Source organism: Prevotella dentasini JCM 15908 (assembly GCF_000614065.1).
GTDB lineage: Bacteria > Bacteroidota > Bacteroidia > Bacteroidales > Bacteroidaceae > Prevotella > Prevotella dentasini.
In genome coordinates this window covers 34,226-48,570 of the sequence record NZ_BAKG01000015.1, presented here as the reverse complement: position 1 = coordinate 48,570, position 14,345 = coordinate 34,226, and the positions used below count along the sequence as shown (strand labels likewise).

Below are 14,345 nucleotides of genomic sequence, written 5' to 3'. Positions count from 1 at the left end.
ACATACATGCCTTGCATGTATGTCATTTTTGTATATAAACACCTTATTGTCTGTAACTTATATTTAGCAGGCTGATGCCGGCAATCCGCCAAATAGGCATGGTCTAATTTATTTTATGCCCCTTTCGTTCAGGGCCTTGGCATATTTGGCAGCGTTCTCCTGATGTTCCTCGTAGGTCTTGGCAAAGTTGTGTGTACCGCTGAAATCTTCTTTGGCGCACATATATATATAGTCGTGATGAACGTAGTTGAGGACGGCATCAATGGCTGCTATTGATGGTATCCGGATAGGCCCCGGAGGCAGGCCATGATATTTATAGGTGTTATACGGACTGTCGTAATCGAGCCATTTATGATAGATGCGGTGTGCCTCGAAATTCTTGGTAGCGAATTTCACCGTCGGGTCGGCCTGCAGGGGCATGTCTATATGAAGGCGGTTGATATACATTCCTGCAATCAATGGCATTTCTTTTTCATTGTCGGTCTCTTCGTCTACGATGCTGGCAAGCGTCATAACCTCCACGGGGCTTAGTTTGTCTTCCTTTGCCTTTTGCCTGCGCTCGAAAGTCCAGAACTTCTTACTCTCCTTATCCATTTTCTCAAGAAACTTATCTATGGAAATATCCCAATACACTTCGTAAGTGTTGGGGACGAACATAGCGATAATAGTTTCGGGCGTATATCCGTATTTGGCACATTCCTCCTTGCTGCTAAGCCGGTTGAGAAGCTCAATGCGCGAGAGCATCAGTTGGTCTCCTATGTTGTTGGTCAGGTCGCGCAGTGTACGTACCGACTTGATGGTGAGGTCGGCAGGACTCTGCTGTCCGTGGCTGATATGGCGGAATGTGCGGAGCACTCCGGCCGTTCCTATCGCGTAGCGGCCTGTGCAGATATGGTCTTTGTAGTTGCTGTATGCTGCCATTTGCCTGAACACCCAGTAGCTTGTTTTTGTTGCAAGTGGTTTCACCTTGCTATATACCGAGTCTATATTGTCATTCTCATCTATGACGATATACTTTTTCTCTCCGTCTCTTGACATGGCGGAAAAGAATAGAAAGTAGACGGCTATCGCTCCGATGACGAATAGTGCTGTTAGAATCCGGGGGAGCGTACGCTTGGAGGACTTTACGTTTTGTTTTTCTCATTGCTATAATTCTGTTTTCGGTGTGCAAAGATAATCATTTAGGAGCAAACATGTATGGAATAGTCGGTAAATAGCTCTTTGGTTTTTCTATTTTTTAATAGTCATTGGAGCAGATAATCAGTTTATAATTGTTACTTTTGCATGTCTGGAGAAATTCCGTTCCGATGTCCTGTAGGGTAATGTTAGTCGGAATGTGGCAATGGGAAAGCAGCCCGGGCCTTCTCCTCTCCTAAAGCATATAGACAATGAAGGAATACAACACTTATATTTTTGATTTGGACGGAACACTGCTGAATACCCTGACCGATTTGGCAACAAGCACCAATTATGCCTTGCGTTGGGCAGGAATGTCAGAGCGTAGCGTGGAGGAAGTAAGGATGTTTGTGGGTAATGGTGTAAGGAAACTCATGGAGCGTGCTGTTCCCGGTGGCTTGGATAATCCGCGGTTTGAAGAGACTTACAACAAGTTTAGGGAATATTATATGGCACACAGCCTTGATACGACCAGCCCTTATGACGGAATCATGGAACTGCTGGAAGAGTTAAAGCGAAGAGGAAAGAACATTGCAATCGTGAGCAACAAATTTTATGCTGCTACACAGGAACTTGCACGCTATTTTTTTCCTGATACGGTCAGTGTGGCAATAGGCGAACGGGAAGGAATACGCAAGAAGCCGGCTCCTGATACGGTAATGGAGGCATTGCGCCAATTGGGAGTGTCGGGAAAAGATGCGGTCTATGTAGGCGACAGCGATGTTGACGTAATGACGGCACGCAATAGTGGTCTGCCCTGTATCAGCGTCCTTTGGGGATTTCGCGATAAGGAGTTCCTGACATCACATGGTGCTGATTGCTTTGTAGAGAAGCCATCTGAGATTTTGAACTATTGACTATAACGGTGGAAAGGAATACTAAAAAGACCTTATCTGTTTATTTAGACAAATACTATATATCTCTGATAATCAAACATTTTAGCTTCTTTATAACAACGTGTTGCTATAGGTAGGCTCTAATGTCTTTTTGTGGTAAAATGAAAACGGCACTTTGACGATGTGAAAGTGCCGTTTTGGTTGTGTGAAAGTGCCACTTTCATTTTGTCATCATCAAAGTGTCGTTTATACAAGGTAGTCTGACCTTTGTATTCTCTACTACACTTTGCAGCGGCAATCATGTATGAATTTGCTTGCAGAACTTGGTTTATATTCCGAATGATTTTGCAGTTTGTCTCGCTATTTCTATATGATTATTTAGCAAGCGTATTTAAGCGCGATATATATTTACCAAGAATGTCAAACTCAAGATTGACAACTGAGCCAACCTGAATGTCGGCAAAGTTGGTGTTGGTACGGGTGTAGGGAATAATGGCAACCTTGAAAGTGTTCTCTGTCGGCTCACAAACCGTGAGGGAAACACCATTGACGGTAACCGATCCTTTGTCGACCGTAAAATAGCCGCGTTGGGCCAGCTTCTTGTCGAAAGGGTACTGGAAGGTGAAGTAGGTGCTGCCATCGGCATCTTCCATTGCCACGCATGTGGCAGTTTCGTCGACATGCCCTTGCACAATGTGCCCGTCCAACCTTCCGTTCATCAACATGGAACGCTCAATATTAACCCGGTCGCCTATTCGGAGAAGTCCCAGATTAGAGCGGTCGAGGGTCTCTTTCATTGCCGTTACCGTATAGGTGTCGTCCTTGAAGCGGACAACTGTCAGACAAACACCGTTGTGGGCGATGCTTTGGTCTATTTTCAACTCATTGGTAAACGAGCAGCGAAGGGTGAAGTCGATATTTTCCTTGTCGTGCTCTATGGCCACTACGGTGGCCATTTCTTCTACAATTCCTGAGAACATAGCTGTTTTCTCTGATTAAATGTTATGGGCAGGAACGGAATTATCCGTCCCTGAAACCTTCAATAAAAATAGGGTGGGGCATCCTTACGGAAGCCTCACCCTGTTGTTCCTCTAACGGAGGAAATGGGAAAAGTCGTATCGACGATGTGATGAAAAGTCCGAGTATCAATGATAAGAGAACTCTCCGTCGTTGTAATCCACCGGCCTTGCGGCTTAGTCGCTGAAATGCGGTTTATGTGGCCCGCCATTGGCAAGAGAAGTCTTCCCGGTTTTTCTGATTTATTTGATGACTATCCCGATCGAATCGATACGACTCTAATCTTTATCCTTTCTCTCTGTGAAGATAAAGGCAGACGGGCACTATGAGAATTTATCCCCAATCGTCCCAGTGCGACTTATCTTCTGCAAAGATAATACTTTTTCCCAAATCAGCAATATTTATTTCTAAATAATTGCATCTTGGAAGATTTCTCCAAGTGTCGGGTGGATATGGATAATGTCCTTTGCCTCATCGATGGTCGTATCGCGATTCATCAGTGCAGCAACTTCCTGTACCAAATCGGCTGCGTGCGCACCATATACATGGCAGCCCAAAAGTTTGCCATTGGTGTCTGCCAGCAATTTCAGCATACCTTCGGTCTCCTCCATAGCGATGGCCTTGCCGTTGGAGCGGTAGAACCCTTTCTTGGAGACGAACTTGATGCCTTCTTTCTTGCACGCATCTTCCGTCAGGCCTACACTGGCTGCCTCCGGATAGGTGAAAATAGCGGAAGGCATAATATCGAAACGGATAAAGTCGGTCTTTCCCAAGATATGGTTGATGGCCCGGAAACCTTGGAAAGTCGCTGCGTGTGCGAGCATCTGCCGCCCGTTAACGTCACCAATGGCATATACGCCCGGCACATTGGTCTGCATATTGTCGTCAACCGTGATTCCTTTTCTGTCTGATACGATTCCGGCTGCTTCAAGATGCAGGTTTTCCAAAACTGGCTCACGTCCTGTAGCTACGAGAACGACATCGCCAAAGACCTGCTGCTCTTCTCCTTTCTGGGTGAAGTGCACCATGAGTCCTTCATGCTCGTCCTGCTTGGCAAGCTCTATCTTGTTGACCCCGCTTTGCAGGTGGAAGTTGATGCCGCGCTTCTCAAGAGTCTTGCGGAGACGTTTTGCAAGGTCTGAATCAAGCGTAGGAAGACACTCCTTCATAAACTCAACCACCGTAACATTGGCTCCGAAAGTCTCGAAAGCTGATGCAAACTCCATTCCGATAACTCCTGCACCGATGATTACAAGGTTGGAAGGCACGTAGTCTATGTCAAGCAATTCAGTGGAAGTCATGAGTTTACCCACATAAGGCTTTCCCTCTTCTGACTGAAGATTTGGCAGGAAAGGAAGCATCTTGGGCCGGGAACCTGTCGCAATAATGATGTTCTCGGCTGTCATCTGCTCTCCGTTTACCTCTATGACCTTTTCCGAAACAAACCGGGCTTCCCCCTTGATGTAGGTGATGCCGGGTTGTGCCAGCAGGGATTCTACACCCTGCCGGAGCTGTGCCACTACATTCTGCTTGCGTTCCTGAATATACTTGAACTTTACCTGTCCGCCTCCAATGCACGAAAGGAGAGGATTGCGATAGAGGTCAGCATCGTGTGCAAAGCTCTTAGTGGGGATGCAGCCTTCATTCAGGCAGGTTCCGCCAGCATTGCGCTTCTCGATGATGGTCACTTTCTTGCCTTCATGGGCTGCGTAGGCAGCAGCACGATAGCCACCGGGACCTGCACCAATTATAATAATATCTGTCTTAGTCATAATGAAGAGGGTGTTATTGTGCTTCTTGCAGCATTTGACGGTAGGTTACGACAGGATGCTTTGCAGCAAGTACGTCGTCTACACGTCCAATAGGTGTTGTGCGTGGAGCATCCTTGACAATCTCCGGCGTATCATGGGCCTCTTGGGCTATTGTACGCATGATGCTGATAAAGCTGTCAATGGTCTCCTTGCTTTCGTTTTCGGTAGGCTCTATCATCATGGCTTCATGGAAGAGAAGCGGGAAGTAGATGGTAGGAGCGTGATAGCCGTAGTCGAGCAGACGCTTGGCAACATCCATTGTAGTGATGCCCGTACTCTTGTCCTTCAGTCCGTCAAAGACAAATTCATGTTTGCAAAGCACATCTATCGGAAGTTCGTAAACATCTTTCAGGCACTCCTTGACATAGTTGGCATTGAGAGTAGCAAGTGGGCCAACCATCTTGATGTTTTCCTTTCCGAGCGTGAGAATGTAGACATAGGCACGCAGGCTGACGAGGAAGTTACCCAAAAATGTGCTGACGTGGCTGCTTTCGACATTGTATTCTGTTTCGCAACCTTTTTCTGTAGTGAAACCTTCTGAAGTCTTGACTACATGTGGTTTTGGCAGGAATCTTACGAGGTCTTCCCGAACGCCAACAGGACCAGAGCCGGGACCACCGCCACCGTGAGGAGTAGAGAAGGTCTTGTGCAGGTTAATGTGCATGACATCAAATCCCATGTCGCCCGGACGGGCTACTCCTAAGAGTGGATTAAGGTTGGCACCGTCATAATACATCAGTCCGCCACATTCGTGTACGAGCTTGGCTATTTCGGGAATGTCGGTTTCAAAGAGACCCAATGTGTTGGGGTTGGTCATCATCATTCCTGCGATGTCGTCTCCCAATAGGGGTTTGAGGTCCTCAACGTCTACCAATCCTTCGGAAGTACTCTTTACCTCTACTATCTCAAGCCCACAAACTGCTGCCGAAGCGGGGTTGGTGCCATGTGCAGAATCGGGAACGATAACTTTCTTGCGTTTCTCGTCTCCGCGGCTTTGATGGTAAGAGCGGATAATCATCAGACCTGTCAGCTCTCCATGTGCACCTGCGTATGGATTGAGGGTAAAATCAGCCAAGCCTGTCAGGGCAGAGAGTGCTCTTTGCAGATTGTATTCCGCTTCCAAAGCACCCTGTACGGTATGTTCTGGCTGTAACGGATGAATGTTGCTGAAGGAAGGCATGGCTGCCACCTCCTCATTGATGATAGGGTTATACTTCATGGTACAAGACCCGAGAGGATAGAACCCATTGTCTACACCAAAATTATTTTCGCTATGGTTGGTGTAGTGTCTAACGACTGTCATCTCATCACACTCTGGAAGAGCAGCGTCGGTAGACCTCTTTATATTGGATGGAATCTCATGATGTCCGAATGTATTCTTGGGCAGACTGTAACCTCTGCGTCCGGGATGTGAAAGTTCGAAAATCAGATTGCCGTATAATTTATTGTTCATTGTCTTTCTGCGATTATTTTACACGGACTCTTGATAGAGAAGAGTTCGGGTAGGTTATCATTGTAAGAGACTGTTTTGATATTAAAGAAGTGCTACTAGTGCATCAACTTCTTCCTTACTGCGTTTCTCGGTAACGGCTATGAGTAGTTGGTCTTCGCCTACCTTGACACCAGGAAGTATACCTGCTGCCACTGCCTTGTCGAAAAAGTCATCGCGATGGTCTATGCGGATAAGGAACTCATTGAAGAAGGGACGTTCGTAGACAAGTTGCGCCTTACCCGTCTTGAGCAGTTCCTCGCAGAGATAGTGAGCACCGTCATAGCTGGTCTGTGCAACCTCCTTAACTCCTTCCTTACCCATCACTGACAGGTAGATCGTAACAAAGAGGGCCATCAGACTCTGGTTGGAGCAGATGTTCGATGTTGCTTTTTGCCGGCGGATATGTTGTTCACGGGCTTGGAGGGTGAGGACAAAAGCACGCTGTCCGCGGCTGTCTTTGGTTTCGCCCACGATACGACCCGGCAATTTGCGCATTTGTTTCTCTGTACAGCACATATAGCCTGCGTATGGGCCACCGAAAGCCATAGGCATACCGAGGCTTTGCACGTCGCCGACAGCAACGTCAGCTCCCCATTCTTTCGGGGTCTTCAGTAAGGAAAGGTCGGAAGCTACGCTGTTTATAATAAAAAGGGCTTTGCTCTTATGGCAAGCATCGGCAAAGCCTGTGAAATCTTCCACTATGCCATAGTAGTTAGGCTGCTGGACGATGACACCTGCAACCTTTCCTGTAGCGAGTTGCTCGTTGAGGTCTTGTACAGAGGTCATTCCATTGTCAGCCTTAATGGCTGTCAGATTCACGCCATGGAAGTGAGCGTAAGTCTTGAGAACAGAAATAATTTTTGGGTCAAGAGTCTCCGAATATGCCACGGTGTCAGCCTTATGACTGGCATTGAAGGCCATTAGCATTGCTTCGGCGGTAGCTGTAGAGCCGTCATACATAGACGCATTGGAAATATCCATACCCGTGAGTTCTGCCATCATGCTTTGGAACTCAAAAATATAATGGAGTGTACCTTGGGAAATTTCTGCCTGATAGGGGGTGTATGAAGTCAGGAACTCAGAACGTCCGATGATGTTAGGAACAATGCTTGGTGTGTAATGATCGTAGACACCAGCACCAGCGAAGCAGGTCAGCTGCTTGTTTTTGTTGCCAAGGGCATTAAAGAACGACCTGATTTCCATTTCACTCTTGGCTTCGGGTATGTCCCACTTGTCCCTATAGCGAAGTTCTTCAGGAATTTCGGCAAAGAGGTCTTCCAAGTTTTTTACGCCGATTTTGTCAAGCATCTGCTGGATTTCCTCCTCTGTATGTGGAAAATATTTATAGTTCATCTTTTCCGTAATATAAGATTGGGTTATTCGTCACACCTCTCCATCCACACCATGCTTATGCGGTGTAGATGGAGAGAATTAATATTTGGTGTTGGAAAAATAGGCAGGGAATTACTGGGCACAGAAAGCCTCGTATGCCTTAGCATCCATGAGCTTGTCAAGCTGCGACTTATCTGTCAGCTCTACCTTGATAATCCAGTTCTCAAAAGCGTCCTTGTTGAGCAGTTCTGGTTCATCTTCGAGAGCTTCGTTTACTTCGAGCACCTTGATAGAAACAGGAGAATTGAGATCAGAAGCGGCCTTTACGCTTTCTACTGCACCGAAGCCTTCTTCCTGCTCAAACTCGTCGTCAGCATCTGGCATATCAACATAAACAACGTTACCCAGTGCATGCTGTGCGTAGTCTGTTATACCAATGTAAGCTACTTCGCCTTCTACTCTGACATACTCGTGCGACTCTGAATAATAGAGTCCTTCAATAACTTTTGCCATAATATTCTTATTCTTTTATTGTTTGTGATTTTCTAATATATAGTGTTGTCCTTTGATAGTTTCCTACGTGTCTTTGTGGACTTTGGACTCCTCTATGTGCCTTGATTTATTTTTTGTATTTTGTTTCGTAGAACTTCTTTTTGATGACGGTGCCGGGGAATATTTTTTTGCGGATTTGTACTTCCACCTGATCACCCAACTTTATATCAGCATCAACGAGAGCCACTGCACAGCTTTTATCTACAGAAATAAGGCGATAGCCAGTTGTAACTTCACCAACTTCCTTGCCGTCTTTAAGAATCTTGTAGCCATGTCTTGGAATGGCATTTCCTTCCAGTTCAATACCGCGAAGACGCTGTGCTACACCTTCTGTCTTTTGTTTCAACAAAGCTTCCTTACCGATAAATTCTTCCTTATCGAACTTGGCAAACATAGAAAGACCTGCCATGACAGGGCTAATCTTGTCTGTCAGCTCGTCGCCATAGAGAGGAAGTCCAGCCTCGAAACGGAGTGTGTCGCGGCATCCAAGTCCACAGGGAGTAACGCCTCCTGCTATCAGTTTGTCCCAACAGTCAACGATAAACTTGTGGGTACCGTAAATTTCAAATCCGTCTTCGCCAGTATAGCCAGTACGGGAGATGATAATAGTTTCATCAAATTTCTCTACGGTTTTCACTTCGTAGAATTTCAGGTCATCGCATTTTATGCCTAAAAGTTCTTGAACTTTCTCTTCGGCCTCCGGACCCTGTACAGCGAGCTGGCCATAGTATTCGCTTTTGTGGCAGAGAACAACATCATAACCCTTTGCATTCTCTTCAAACCATGCAACATCCTTATCTATATTGGAGGCGTTGATGGTCATAAGGTAAAGGTTTGTGTCAAGTTTGCTGATACATGTATCGTCAACAACTCCACCATCGGGATAGCAGAACATTCCATAAAGAACTTTCCCAGAAGGAACACCAGTGAAATCGTTGGTGAATATATGGTTAACGTACTTCTCGGCATCATGGCCAGAAACAATGACCTCACCCATGTGGGAAACATCAAATACTCCACAATGGTGGCGGACTGCATTGTGTTCACTTGTGATGTCGGTGTACTGGATAGGCATTTCATATCCAGCGAAGGGAGACATCAATGCTCCCAATTTTACGTGCTTGTCGTAGAGACAGGTTGTTTTGTTTTGCATATTGCTTTAGTTTTTAAGTAGGCGATTCTCAATGCAGTATGTCTTGGTCTCGTATAGCGATGGTGTTGAGTCTATTTGTCGCATAAAGAAATATTCTCTTTCGTTAATATGGGAAGCGGCATGTCTCTCTATGGCCAAATAAAAATTCAGCTTTCCTTGCTTTAGAGTCTGTAGACCGATATATTGCATTTTGTTGTTCAGGACTTATAATTTTTGTGCAAATATAATAAAGATTTCGGAAAGCGCAAAAAAACAGAGGTTTTTTCTTTTGGCTTTCGGAAAGATATTTTTCATTTGAGGAGGTCTGTTAAATAGTCTATTGGTAAATTAACTCTTTTCAATTTACTTTTCTTTCTTTTCCTTTGTTGTTTTGTTTTTTATTTGTAACTTTACCATCGAAATAAAACCAGACCCAAAATGATAGATTATTTCGTTCAGAACCTTTGGTTAGTGTGGCTGCTTGTCAGTCTCTTATGTCTTGTTTTGGAACTGACCAGCGGTGACTTTTTCATTCTGTGTTTTGCTATTGGTGGATTGGCAGGAATCCTTGTCTCGCTTATAGCTGATAGCCTGGCAGCACAGATTATAGCCTTTGCCATTGTCTCGTTGTTGAGTATCTTCTTTGTCCGCCCTGTTGCATTAAAGTATTTCCATCGTAGTGGTGATTGCAGGACGAGCAATGCTGACGCCCTTATCGGACGTGTGGGGAAAGTAACGGAAGCTATTGAGCCAGACGGATATGGACGGGTACAGATAGATGGTGATTCATGGAAAGCGCAGACAGCAGGTCATCATTCTCTATCAGTAGGACAGCAGGTGCGTGTGTGCAGTCTTGACTCCATCATTATCAGTGTAGAAAGTATTGACAATTGACCATGGATATTTGCAATAGAAAGTTAATCATGATTTAAGCGTTGTGTTTTTATACAGCCGCGCAGATATATTTTCCAATAATATTTTGGAAGCGATGGTGCAGGTAGAGGCCTATCAATTCCTTTCACATCTTTAACAATTTTATTATTATGCCAATCACAAGCGTAGTTTTCATAGCAATCGTCGTCTTGGTTATTATCTTTGCCAAGATGGCCCTTGTCATTATTCCGCAGAGCGAGACCAAAATCGTAGAGCGTCTCGGTCGCTATTATGCCACCCTCCAGCCGGGTATCAATCTCATTATCCCTTTTATAGATCGTGCAAAGGAAATTGTGGCCCTAAAGAATGGACGCTACACCTATACGAATGCGATAGACTTGCGTGAACAGGTTTACGATTTCGACCGTCAGAACGTTATCACAAAAGACAATATTCAGATGCAGATTAATGCACTTCTGTACTTTCAGATTGTTGATCCGTTCAAGGCTGTCTATGAAATCAACAATCTTCCTAATGCCATTGAGAAACTGACGCAGACAACCCTACGTAATATCATTGGTGAAATGGAGCTTGACCAAACTCTTACCTCGCGCGACACCATAAACACAAAGCTCCGTGCTGTTCTTGATGATGCCACCAACAAGTGGGGAATCAAGGTAAATCGTGTAGAGCTTCAGGATATTACGCCACCTGAAAGTGTCCTTCAGGCAATGGAAAAGCAAATGCAGGCTGAACGTAACAAGCGTGCGACGATTCTTACAAGTGAAGGAGAGAAACAGGCTGCCATTCTCAAATCTGAAGGTGAAAAAGCTTCTACTATCAACCGTGCCGAAGCCGATAAACAGCAGCAAATACTTATTGCTGAAGGAGAAGCACAAGCACGGATTCGCAAAGCAGAAGCAGAAGCTGTAGCTATCCAAAAAATTACCGACGCAGTAGGAAAGAGCACTAATCCCGCTAACTATCTCATTGCGCAGAAATATATCCAAATGCTCACGGAAATGGCGCATAGTGGCAATCAAAAGACAGTCTATCTGCCTTTTGAGGCTTCCAACCTCTTGGGGTCAATAGGGGGTATAAAGGATATGTTCAAAGGATAAAGATTCTGTTTTCACCCTCCCGGAAAAAGGAGAGTAGAGGTTGAAGAACTAAAGAAGAATATGTTGTCGCCCATCCCGTTAGACATTCTCTTTCTCTTTGGGAATGTCAGGGTGGGCTTTTATTTTACATTCATAAATGACAAAACAAAACTTACATCTCTGTATTTTCTGCGGTGCGCGCCCTAATTTTATCAAGGTGGCACCCATTATCAGGCTATTAACAGCCTTTCGGGGATTGAAAATCACCGTATTGTTTCTTACTCGCTCGTCTATGCAGGCCGTGCAGCAGACCCGACCCTCGAAGACAATCTTTTTGACAACCTCTGTATCCATCGTCCCAATGTCTTTTTGGGTGTAGAATGTCAGAATCTTAATGAATTGACAGGGCAAGTCATGTCCAAGTTCGAGTTGTATCTACAGGAGCATCCCACCGATGTTGTCATTGTGGTGGACGACCTCGCATCAACAATGGCAGCTGCCATTGTTGCAAAAAAGCAGGCCATTACTCTTGCTCATATTGCTGCTGGAACACGATCATTTGACATCACGATGCCGAAAGAAATCAACCGACTCGTCATAGACGGACTTTCCGACATCCTTTTTACTGCCGGATTCAGCAATAACAGCATAGCCAATAAAGAGGGAGCAGAGCTGTCAAAGGTCTATATGGTTGGAAACATCCTTATAGACAATATCCGTTACAATCGTGAACGAATGGAAAAGTTATCGTTTGATGGTATTGAAGCTGTTAAGGATTTACATCTTCGAGATAAAGGCTATATTGTATTTACACTTAATCGCAAGGCTTTGTTGACAAATAAGGACAATCTTGAGCAGATGATACGTTCCCTGTTAAAGGCTGCCGGAGAGATTCCCGTAATAGCTCCGCTTCGAGAGGATGCTGAGTCTACACTGCTTGCGCTCGGCCTTCGTAATGGCTTTGATTTGCACAATCTTTATCTCGTCAAACCATTGGGGTATTTGGAGTTCAGCTATCTGACTTCACATGCTCTCGGAATAGTTACCGATTCGGGAAATGTGGCTGAAGAGGCTACGTTCAATAACGTCCCCTGTATCACTCTCAATAGTTATACGGAGCATATAGAGACTGTCAAGATAGGGACGAATGTCCTTGTCGGGGAAGATGCCGGGCTGCTTGGCTCCTCTGTTGCCGATATGGTGGCAGGAAAATGGAAATCAGCTGCCATACCTGACCGTTGGGATGGTCGTTCCGCAGAGCGTATTGTGCAGACCTTGTTAGAGAGAAGTTAGACAATAGTGTCTTCCCCCAATGTGGGGAGGGCTATCATCCCTGCCTTTCTGAATGCCGATAAATTCCTTCTATAAGGAATTATCGGCTTCTGTATATTAAAAGTTGTTGTGAGCGCTATAAAACGAAGCAGAAACAGAGACTTTTTAAGTACGTAGGACTCTAATTTCTTTAGCTTTATTCTGAGGAAATCTGTTTGTCGGGAATTATTTTGTCCTGATATAGTCCACGAAAGAATAAGCAGGTGTATCTCCGACGGCTGCATGTTCTTCTTTTAGCTCAACACGCCAAGCCTCATCTTCATATTCTGGAAAGAACACGTCGGCATGGGGAGGAACGGCTGCTATTTCGGTGAGATAAAGTCGGTTGGCAATGGGGAGAGCTTCCTTATAGAGCGTTGCTCCACCAATGATGAATGTCTCTTCATCTGTTTCAATGTGTGCAAGCGCTTCTGAGAGAGAAGCATAGACCTCGCAACCGGGAAAGTTTTTTTCGGTTCGGCTAAGGACGATGTTGCGACGGTTGGGTAATGCGCCTTTGGGCAGTGAATGAAAAGTGCGGCGGCCCATAATGACGGTGTGTCCTGTCGTAAGCTGCTTGAATCGTTTTAGGTCTTCACGAATGAAGTAAACCATGTCGTTTTGATAGCCGATAGCGCGGTTAGATGCCACAGCTGCAATGATATTGATATGCATTTTATCTTGTTTGTGGATTTAAAAGAATTAAGGAAGTTAAAAGAGTTTGGGAAGTTAAAGGAAGTTGACCAAGTACTTTGCTGCAATGATGTTTAGAAGACGTCGTGTATAAACCTTTATTCTAACTACATAACTTCCCAACTCCCAGACTTTATACTGAAACTTTACCTGCTATGTGTGGATAAGGATTGTATTCGATTAGCTCAAAGTCTTCGTACTGAAAATCGAAGATGTCTTTTACATCAGAGTTTATGTTCATTTTCGGCAGTGGGCGTGGCTCACGGGTAAGCTGTAGACGAACCTGTTCTATATGGTTGAGATAGAGGTGGGTATCGCCTGTGGTATGGATAAACTCACCAGCCTCAAGCCCCGTTACCTGTGCCATCATCTGAAGTAGAAGCGCGTAGGAGGCAATATTGAAAGGTACGCCAAGAAAGGTATCGGCAGAGCGTTGATATAATTGGAGGGAGAGCCTGCCATCAGCCACATAAAACTGGAAAAGGCAATGACAGGGGGGTAACGCCATTTCGTCTACTTCCGCAGGGTTCCATGCCGTTACAAGCATGCGGCGCGAGTCAGGATTGTATCTTATCTGCTCTACTACGTTTTTTATCTGGTCAATAGTTCCGCCTTTGTAGTCAGGCCACGACCGCCATTGATGTCCGTAGACGGGTCCCAACTCTCCTTTTTCGTCCGCCCATTCATTCCATATTCTCACCCCATGTTCCTGAAGATAGCGTACGTTGGTATCTCCCCTGAGAAACCACAAGAGTTCGTAGATGATACTCTTCAGATGGAGTTTCTTCGTCGTAAGGAGAGGAAATCCATCTGCCATATTAAATCGCATTTGATTGCCGAAGACAGAGAGCGTTCCCGTTCCTGTACGGTCGCATTTTTTTGTTCCTTCGGTGAGGATGCGGTTGAGGAGGTTAAGGTATTGTTGCATGTTTATAATTGAATTTATAGGATTATGGAGCGGTGGGAGAATTTCTAATATATAGTTGTTGTGAAATTTACAGGAGGATTAGTGTTGTGTTA

At 45.1% G+C, this 14,345-nt stretch carries 12 protein-coding genes and 1 pseudogene; 4 read left to right on the top strand and 9 right to left on the bottom strand.

Going from position 1 to position 14,345, the window contains the following annotated elements; translation table 11 throughout:
* Positions 1 to 108: 108 nt before the first annotated feature.
* Positions 109 to 1,098 carry an endolytic transglycosylase MltG gene (gene mltG, locus JCM15908_RS08500; RefSeq protein ID WP_051530785.1) on the bottom strand — a complete coding sequence of 330 codons (990 nt, stop codon included), beginning with the start codon at positions 1,096 to 1,098 and terminating at the stop codon, positions 109 to 111.
* 290 nt (positions 1,099 to 1,388) lie between these two features.
* Here mltG and JCM15908_RS08495 point away from each other — a divergent pair, with 290 nt between their 5' ends.
* Positions 1,389 to 2,033, top strand: a complete 645-nt coding sequence (locus JCM15908_RS08495; protein WP_025003019.1) for an HAD family hydrolase — start codon at positions 1,389 to 1,391, stop codon at positions 2,031 to 2,033.
* Between the two features lie 353 nt (positions 2,034 to 2,386).
* Here the strand turns inward: JCM15908_RS08495 and JCM15908_RS08490 are convergent, their stop codons facing one another.
* From JCM15908_RS08490 to gcvT, 6 genes are all read right to left on the bottom strand, one after another.
* Entirely contained in the window at positions 2,387 to 2,992 is a 606-nt protein-coding gene (locus tag JCM15908_RS08490) for a riboflavin synthase (protein ID WP_025003018.1), read from the bottom strand.
* A gap of 444 nt (positions 2,993 to 3,436) precedes the next feature.
* Positions 3,437 to 4,801, bottom strand: coding sequence for a dihydrolipoyl dehydrogenase (gene lpdA, locus JCM15908_RS08485; protein WP_025003017.1), 1,365 nt, complete (start codon positions 4,799 to 4,801; stop codon positions 3,437 to 3,439).
* Between the two features lie 13 nt (positions 4,802 to 4,814).
* The gene (gene gcvPB, locus JCM15908_RS08480; RefSeq protein ID WP_025003016.1) at positions 4,815 to 6,293 is read right to left on the bottom strand and encodes an aminomethyl-transferring glycine dehydrogenase subunit GcvPB; all 1,479 of its coding nucleotides are present in this window, start codon (positions 6,291 to 6,293) and stop codon (positions 4,815 to 4,817) included.
* Between the two features lie 81 nt (positions 6,294 to 6,374).
* Positions 6,375 to 7,685, bottom strand: coding sequence for an aminomethyl-transferring glycine dehydrogenase subunit GcvPA (gene gcvPA / locus JCM15908_RS08475; RefSeq protein WP_025003015.1), 1,311 nt, complete (start codon positions 7,683 to 7,685; stop codon positions 6,375 to 6,377).
* Positions 7,686 to 7,796: 111 nt separating this feature from the next.
* Positions 7,797 to 8,177 carry a glycine cleavage system protein GcvH gene (gcvH, locus tag JCM15908_RS08470; protein ID WP_025003014.1) on the bottom strand — a complete coding sequence of 127 codons (381 nt, stop codon included), beginning with the start codon at positions 8,175 to 8,177 and terminating at the stop codon, positions 7,797 to 7,799.
* A gap of 106 nt (positions 8,178 to 8,283) precedes the next feature.
* Entirely contained in the window at positions 8,284 to 9,369 is a 1,086-nt protein-coding gene (gcvT, locus tag JCM15908_RS08465; protein WP_025003013.1) for a glycine cleavage system aminomethyltransferase GcvT, read from the bottom strand.
* Positions 9,370 to 9,786: 417 nt separating this feature from the next.
* Between gcvT and JCM15908_RS08455 the strand changes: the two genes are divergently transcribed.
* The 3 genes and pseudogenes from JCM15908_RS08455 to JCM15908_RS13220 all read left to right on the top strand — a co-directional run bounded on the left by JCM15908_RS08455 (position 9,787) and on the right by JCM15908_RS13220 (position 12,614).
* Positions 9,787 to 10,242: an NfeD family protein gene (locus JCM15908_RS08455; RefSeq protein WP_025003011.1), complete on the top strand. Its 456-nt coding sequence runs from the start codon at positions 9,787 to 9,789 to the stop codon at positions 10,240 to 10,242.
* Positions 10,243 to 10,391: 149 nt separating this feature from the next.
* Complete coding sequence (locus JCM15908_RS08450; protein WP_025003010.1) at positions 10,392 to 11,342, top strand: SPFH domain-containing protein; 951 nt, start codon at positions 10,392 to 10,394, stop codon at positions 11,340 to 11,342.
* Between the two features lie 136 nt (positions 11,343 to 11,478).
* Positions 11,479 to 12,614 (top strand): annotated as a pseudogene (locus JCM15908_RS13220) (UDP-N-acetyl glucosamine 2-epimerase).
* Between the two features lie 204 nt (positions 12,615 to 12,818).
* Here JCM15908_RS13220 and JCM15908_RS08440 read toward each other — a convergent pair.
* Together JCM15908_RS08440 and JCM15908_RS08435 are read right to left on the bottom strand one after the other, a co-directional pair.
* On the bottom strand, positions 12,819 to 13,307 hold the full coding sequence (locus JCM15908_RS08440; protein WP_025003009.1) for a dihydrofolate reductase: 489 nt from the start codon (positions 13,305 to 13,307) through the stop codon (positions 12,819 to 12,821).
* Positions 13,308 to 13,458: 151 nt separating this feature from the next.
* The gene (locus tag JCM15908_RS08435) at positions 13,459 to 14,253 is read right to left on the bottom strand and encodes a thymidylate synthase (protein WP_025003008.1); all 795 of its coding nucleotides are present in this window, start codon (positions 14,251 to 14,253) and stop codon (positions 13,459 to 13,461) included.
* Between the last annotated feature and the right edge of the window lie 92 nt (positions 14,254 to 14,345).

Coding starts and splice junctions, on each gene's coding strand:
- lpdA (WP_025003017.1), bottom strand. CDS start 4,801: ATGACTAAGACAGATATTATTATAATTGGTGCAGGTCCCGGTGGCTAT.
- JCM15908_RS08450 (WP_025003010.1), top strand. CDS start 10,392: ATGCCAATCACAAGCGTAGTTTTCATAGCAATCGTCGTCTTGGTTATT.
- JCM15908_RS08435 (WP_025003008.1), bottom strand. CDS start 14,253: ATGCAACAATACCTTAACCTCCTCAACCGCATCCTCACCGAAGGAACA.
- JCM15908_RS08440 (WP_025003009.1), bottom strand. CDS start 13,307: ATGCATATCAATATCATTGCAGCTGTGGCATCTAACCGCGCTATCGGC.
- JCM15908_RS08490 (WP_025003018.1), bottom strand. CDS start 2,992: ATGTTCTCAGGAATTGTAGAAGAAATGGCCACCGTAGTGGCCATAGAG.
- gcvPA (WP_025003015.1), bottom strand. CDS start 7,685: ATGAACTATAAATATTTTCCACATACAGAGGAGGAAATCCAGCAGATG.
- JCM15908_RS08495 (WP_025003019.1), top strand. CDS start 1,389: ATGAAGGAATACAACACTTATATTTTTGATTTGGACGGAACACTGCTG.
- gcvPB (WP_025003016.1), bottom strand. CDS start 6,293: ATGAACAATAAATTATACGGCAATCTGATTTTCGAACTTTCACATCCC.
- JCM15908_RS08455 (WP_025003011.1), top strand. CDS start 9,787: ATGATAGATTATTTCGTTCAGAACCTTTGGTTAGTGTGGCTGCTTGTC.
- gcvT (WP_025003013.1), bottom strand. CDS start 9,369: ATGCAAAACAAAACAACCTGTCTCTACGACAAGCACGTAAAATTGGGA.
- gcvH (WP_025003014.1), bottom strand. CDS start 8,177: ATGGCAAAAGTTATTGAAGGACTCTATTATTCAGAGTCGCACGAGTAT.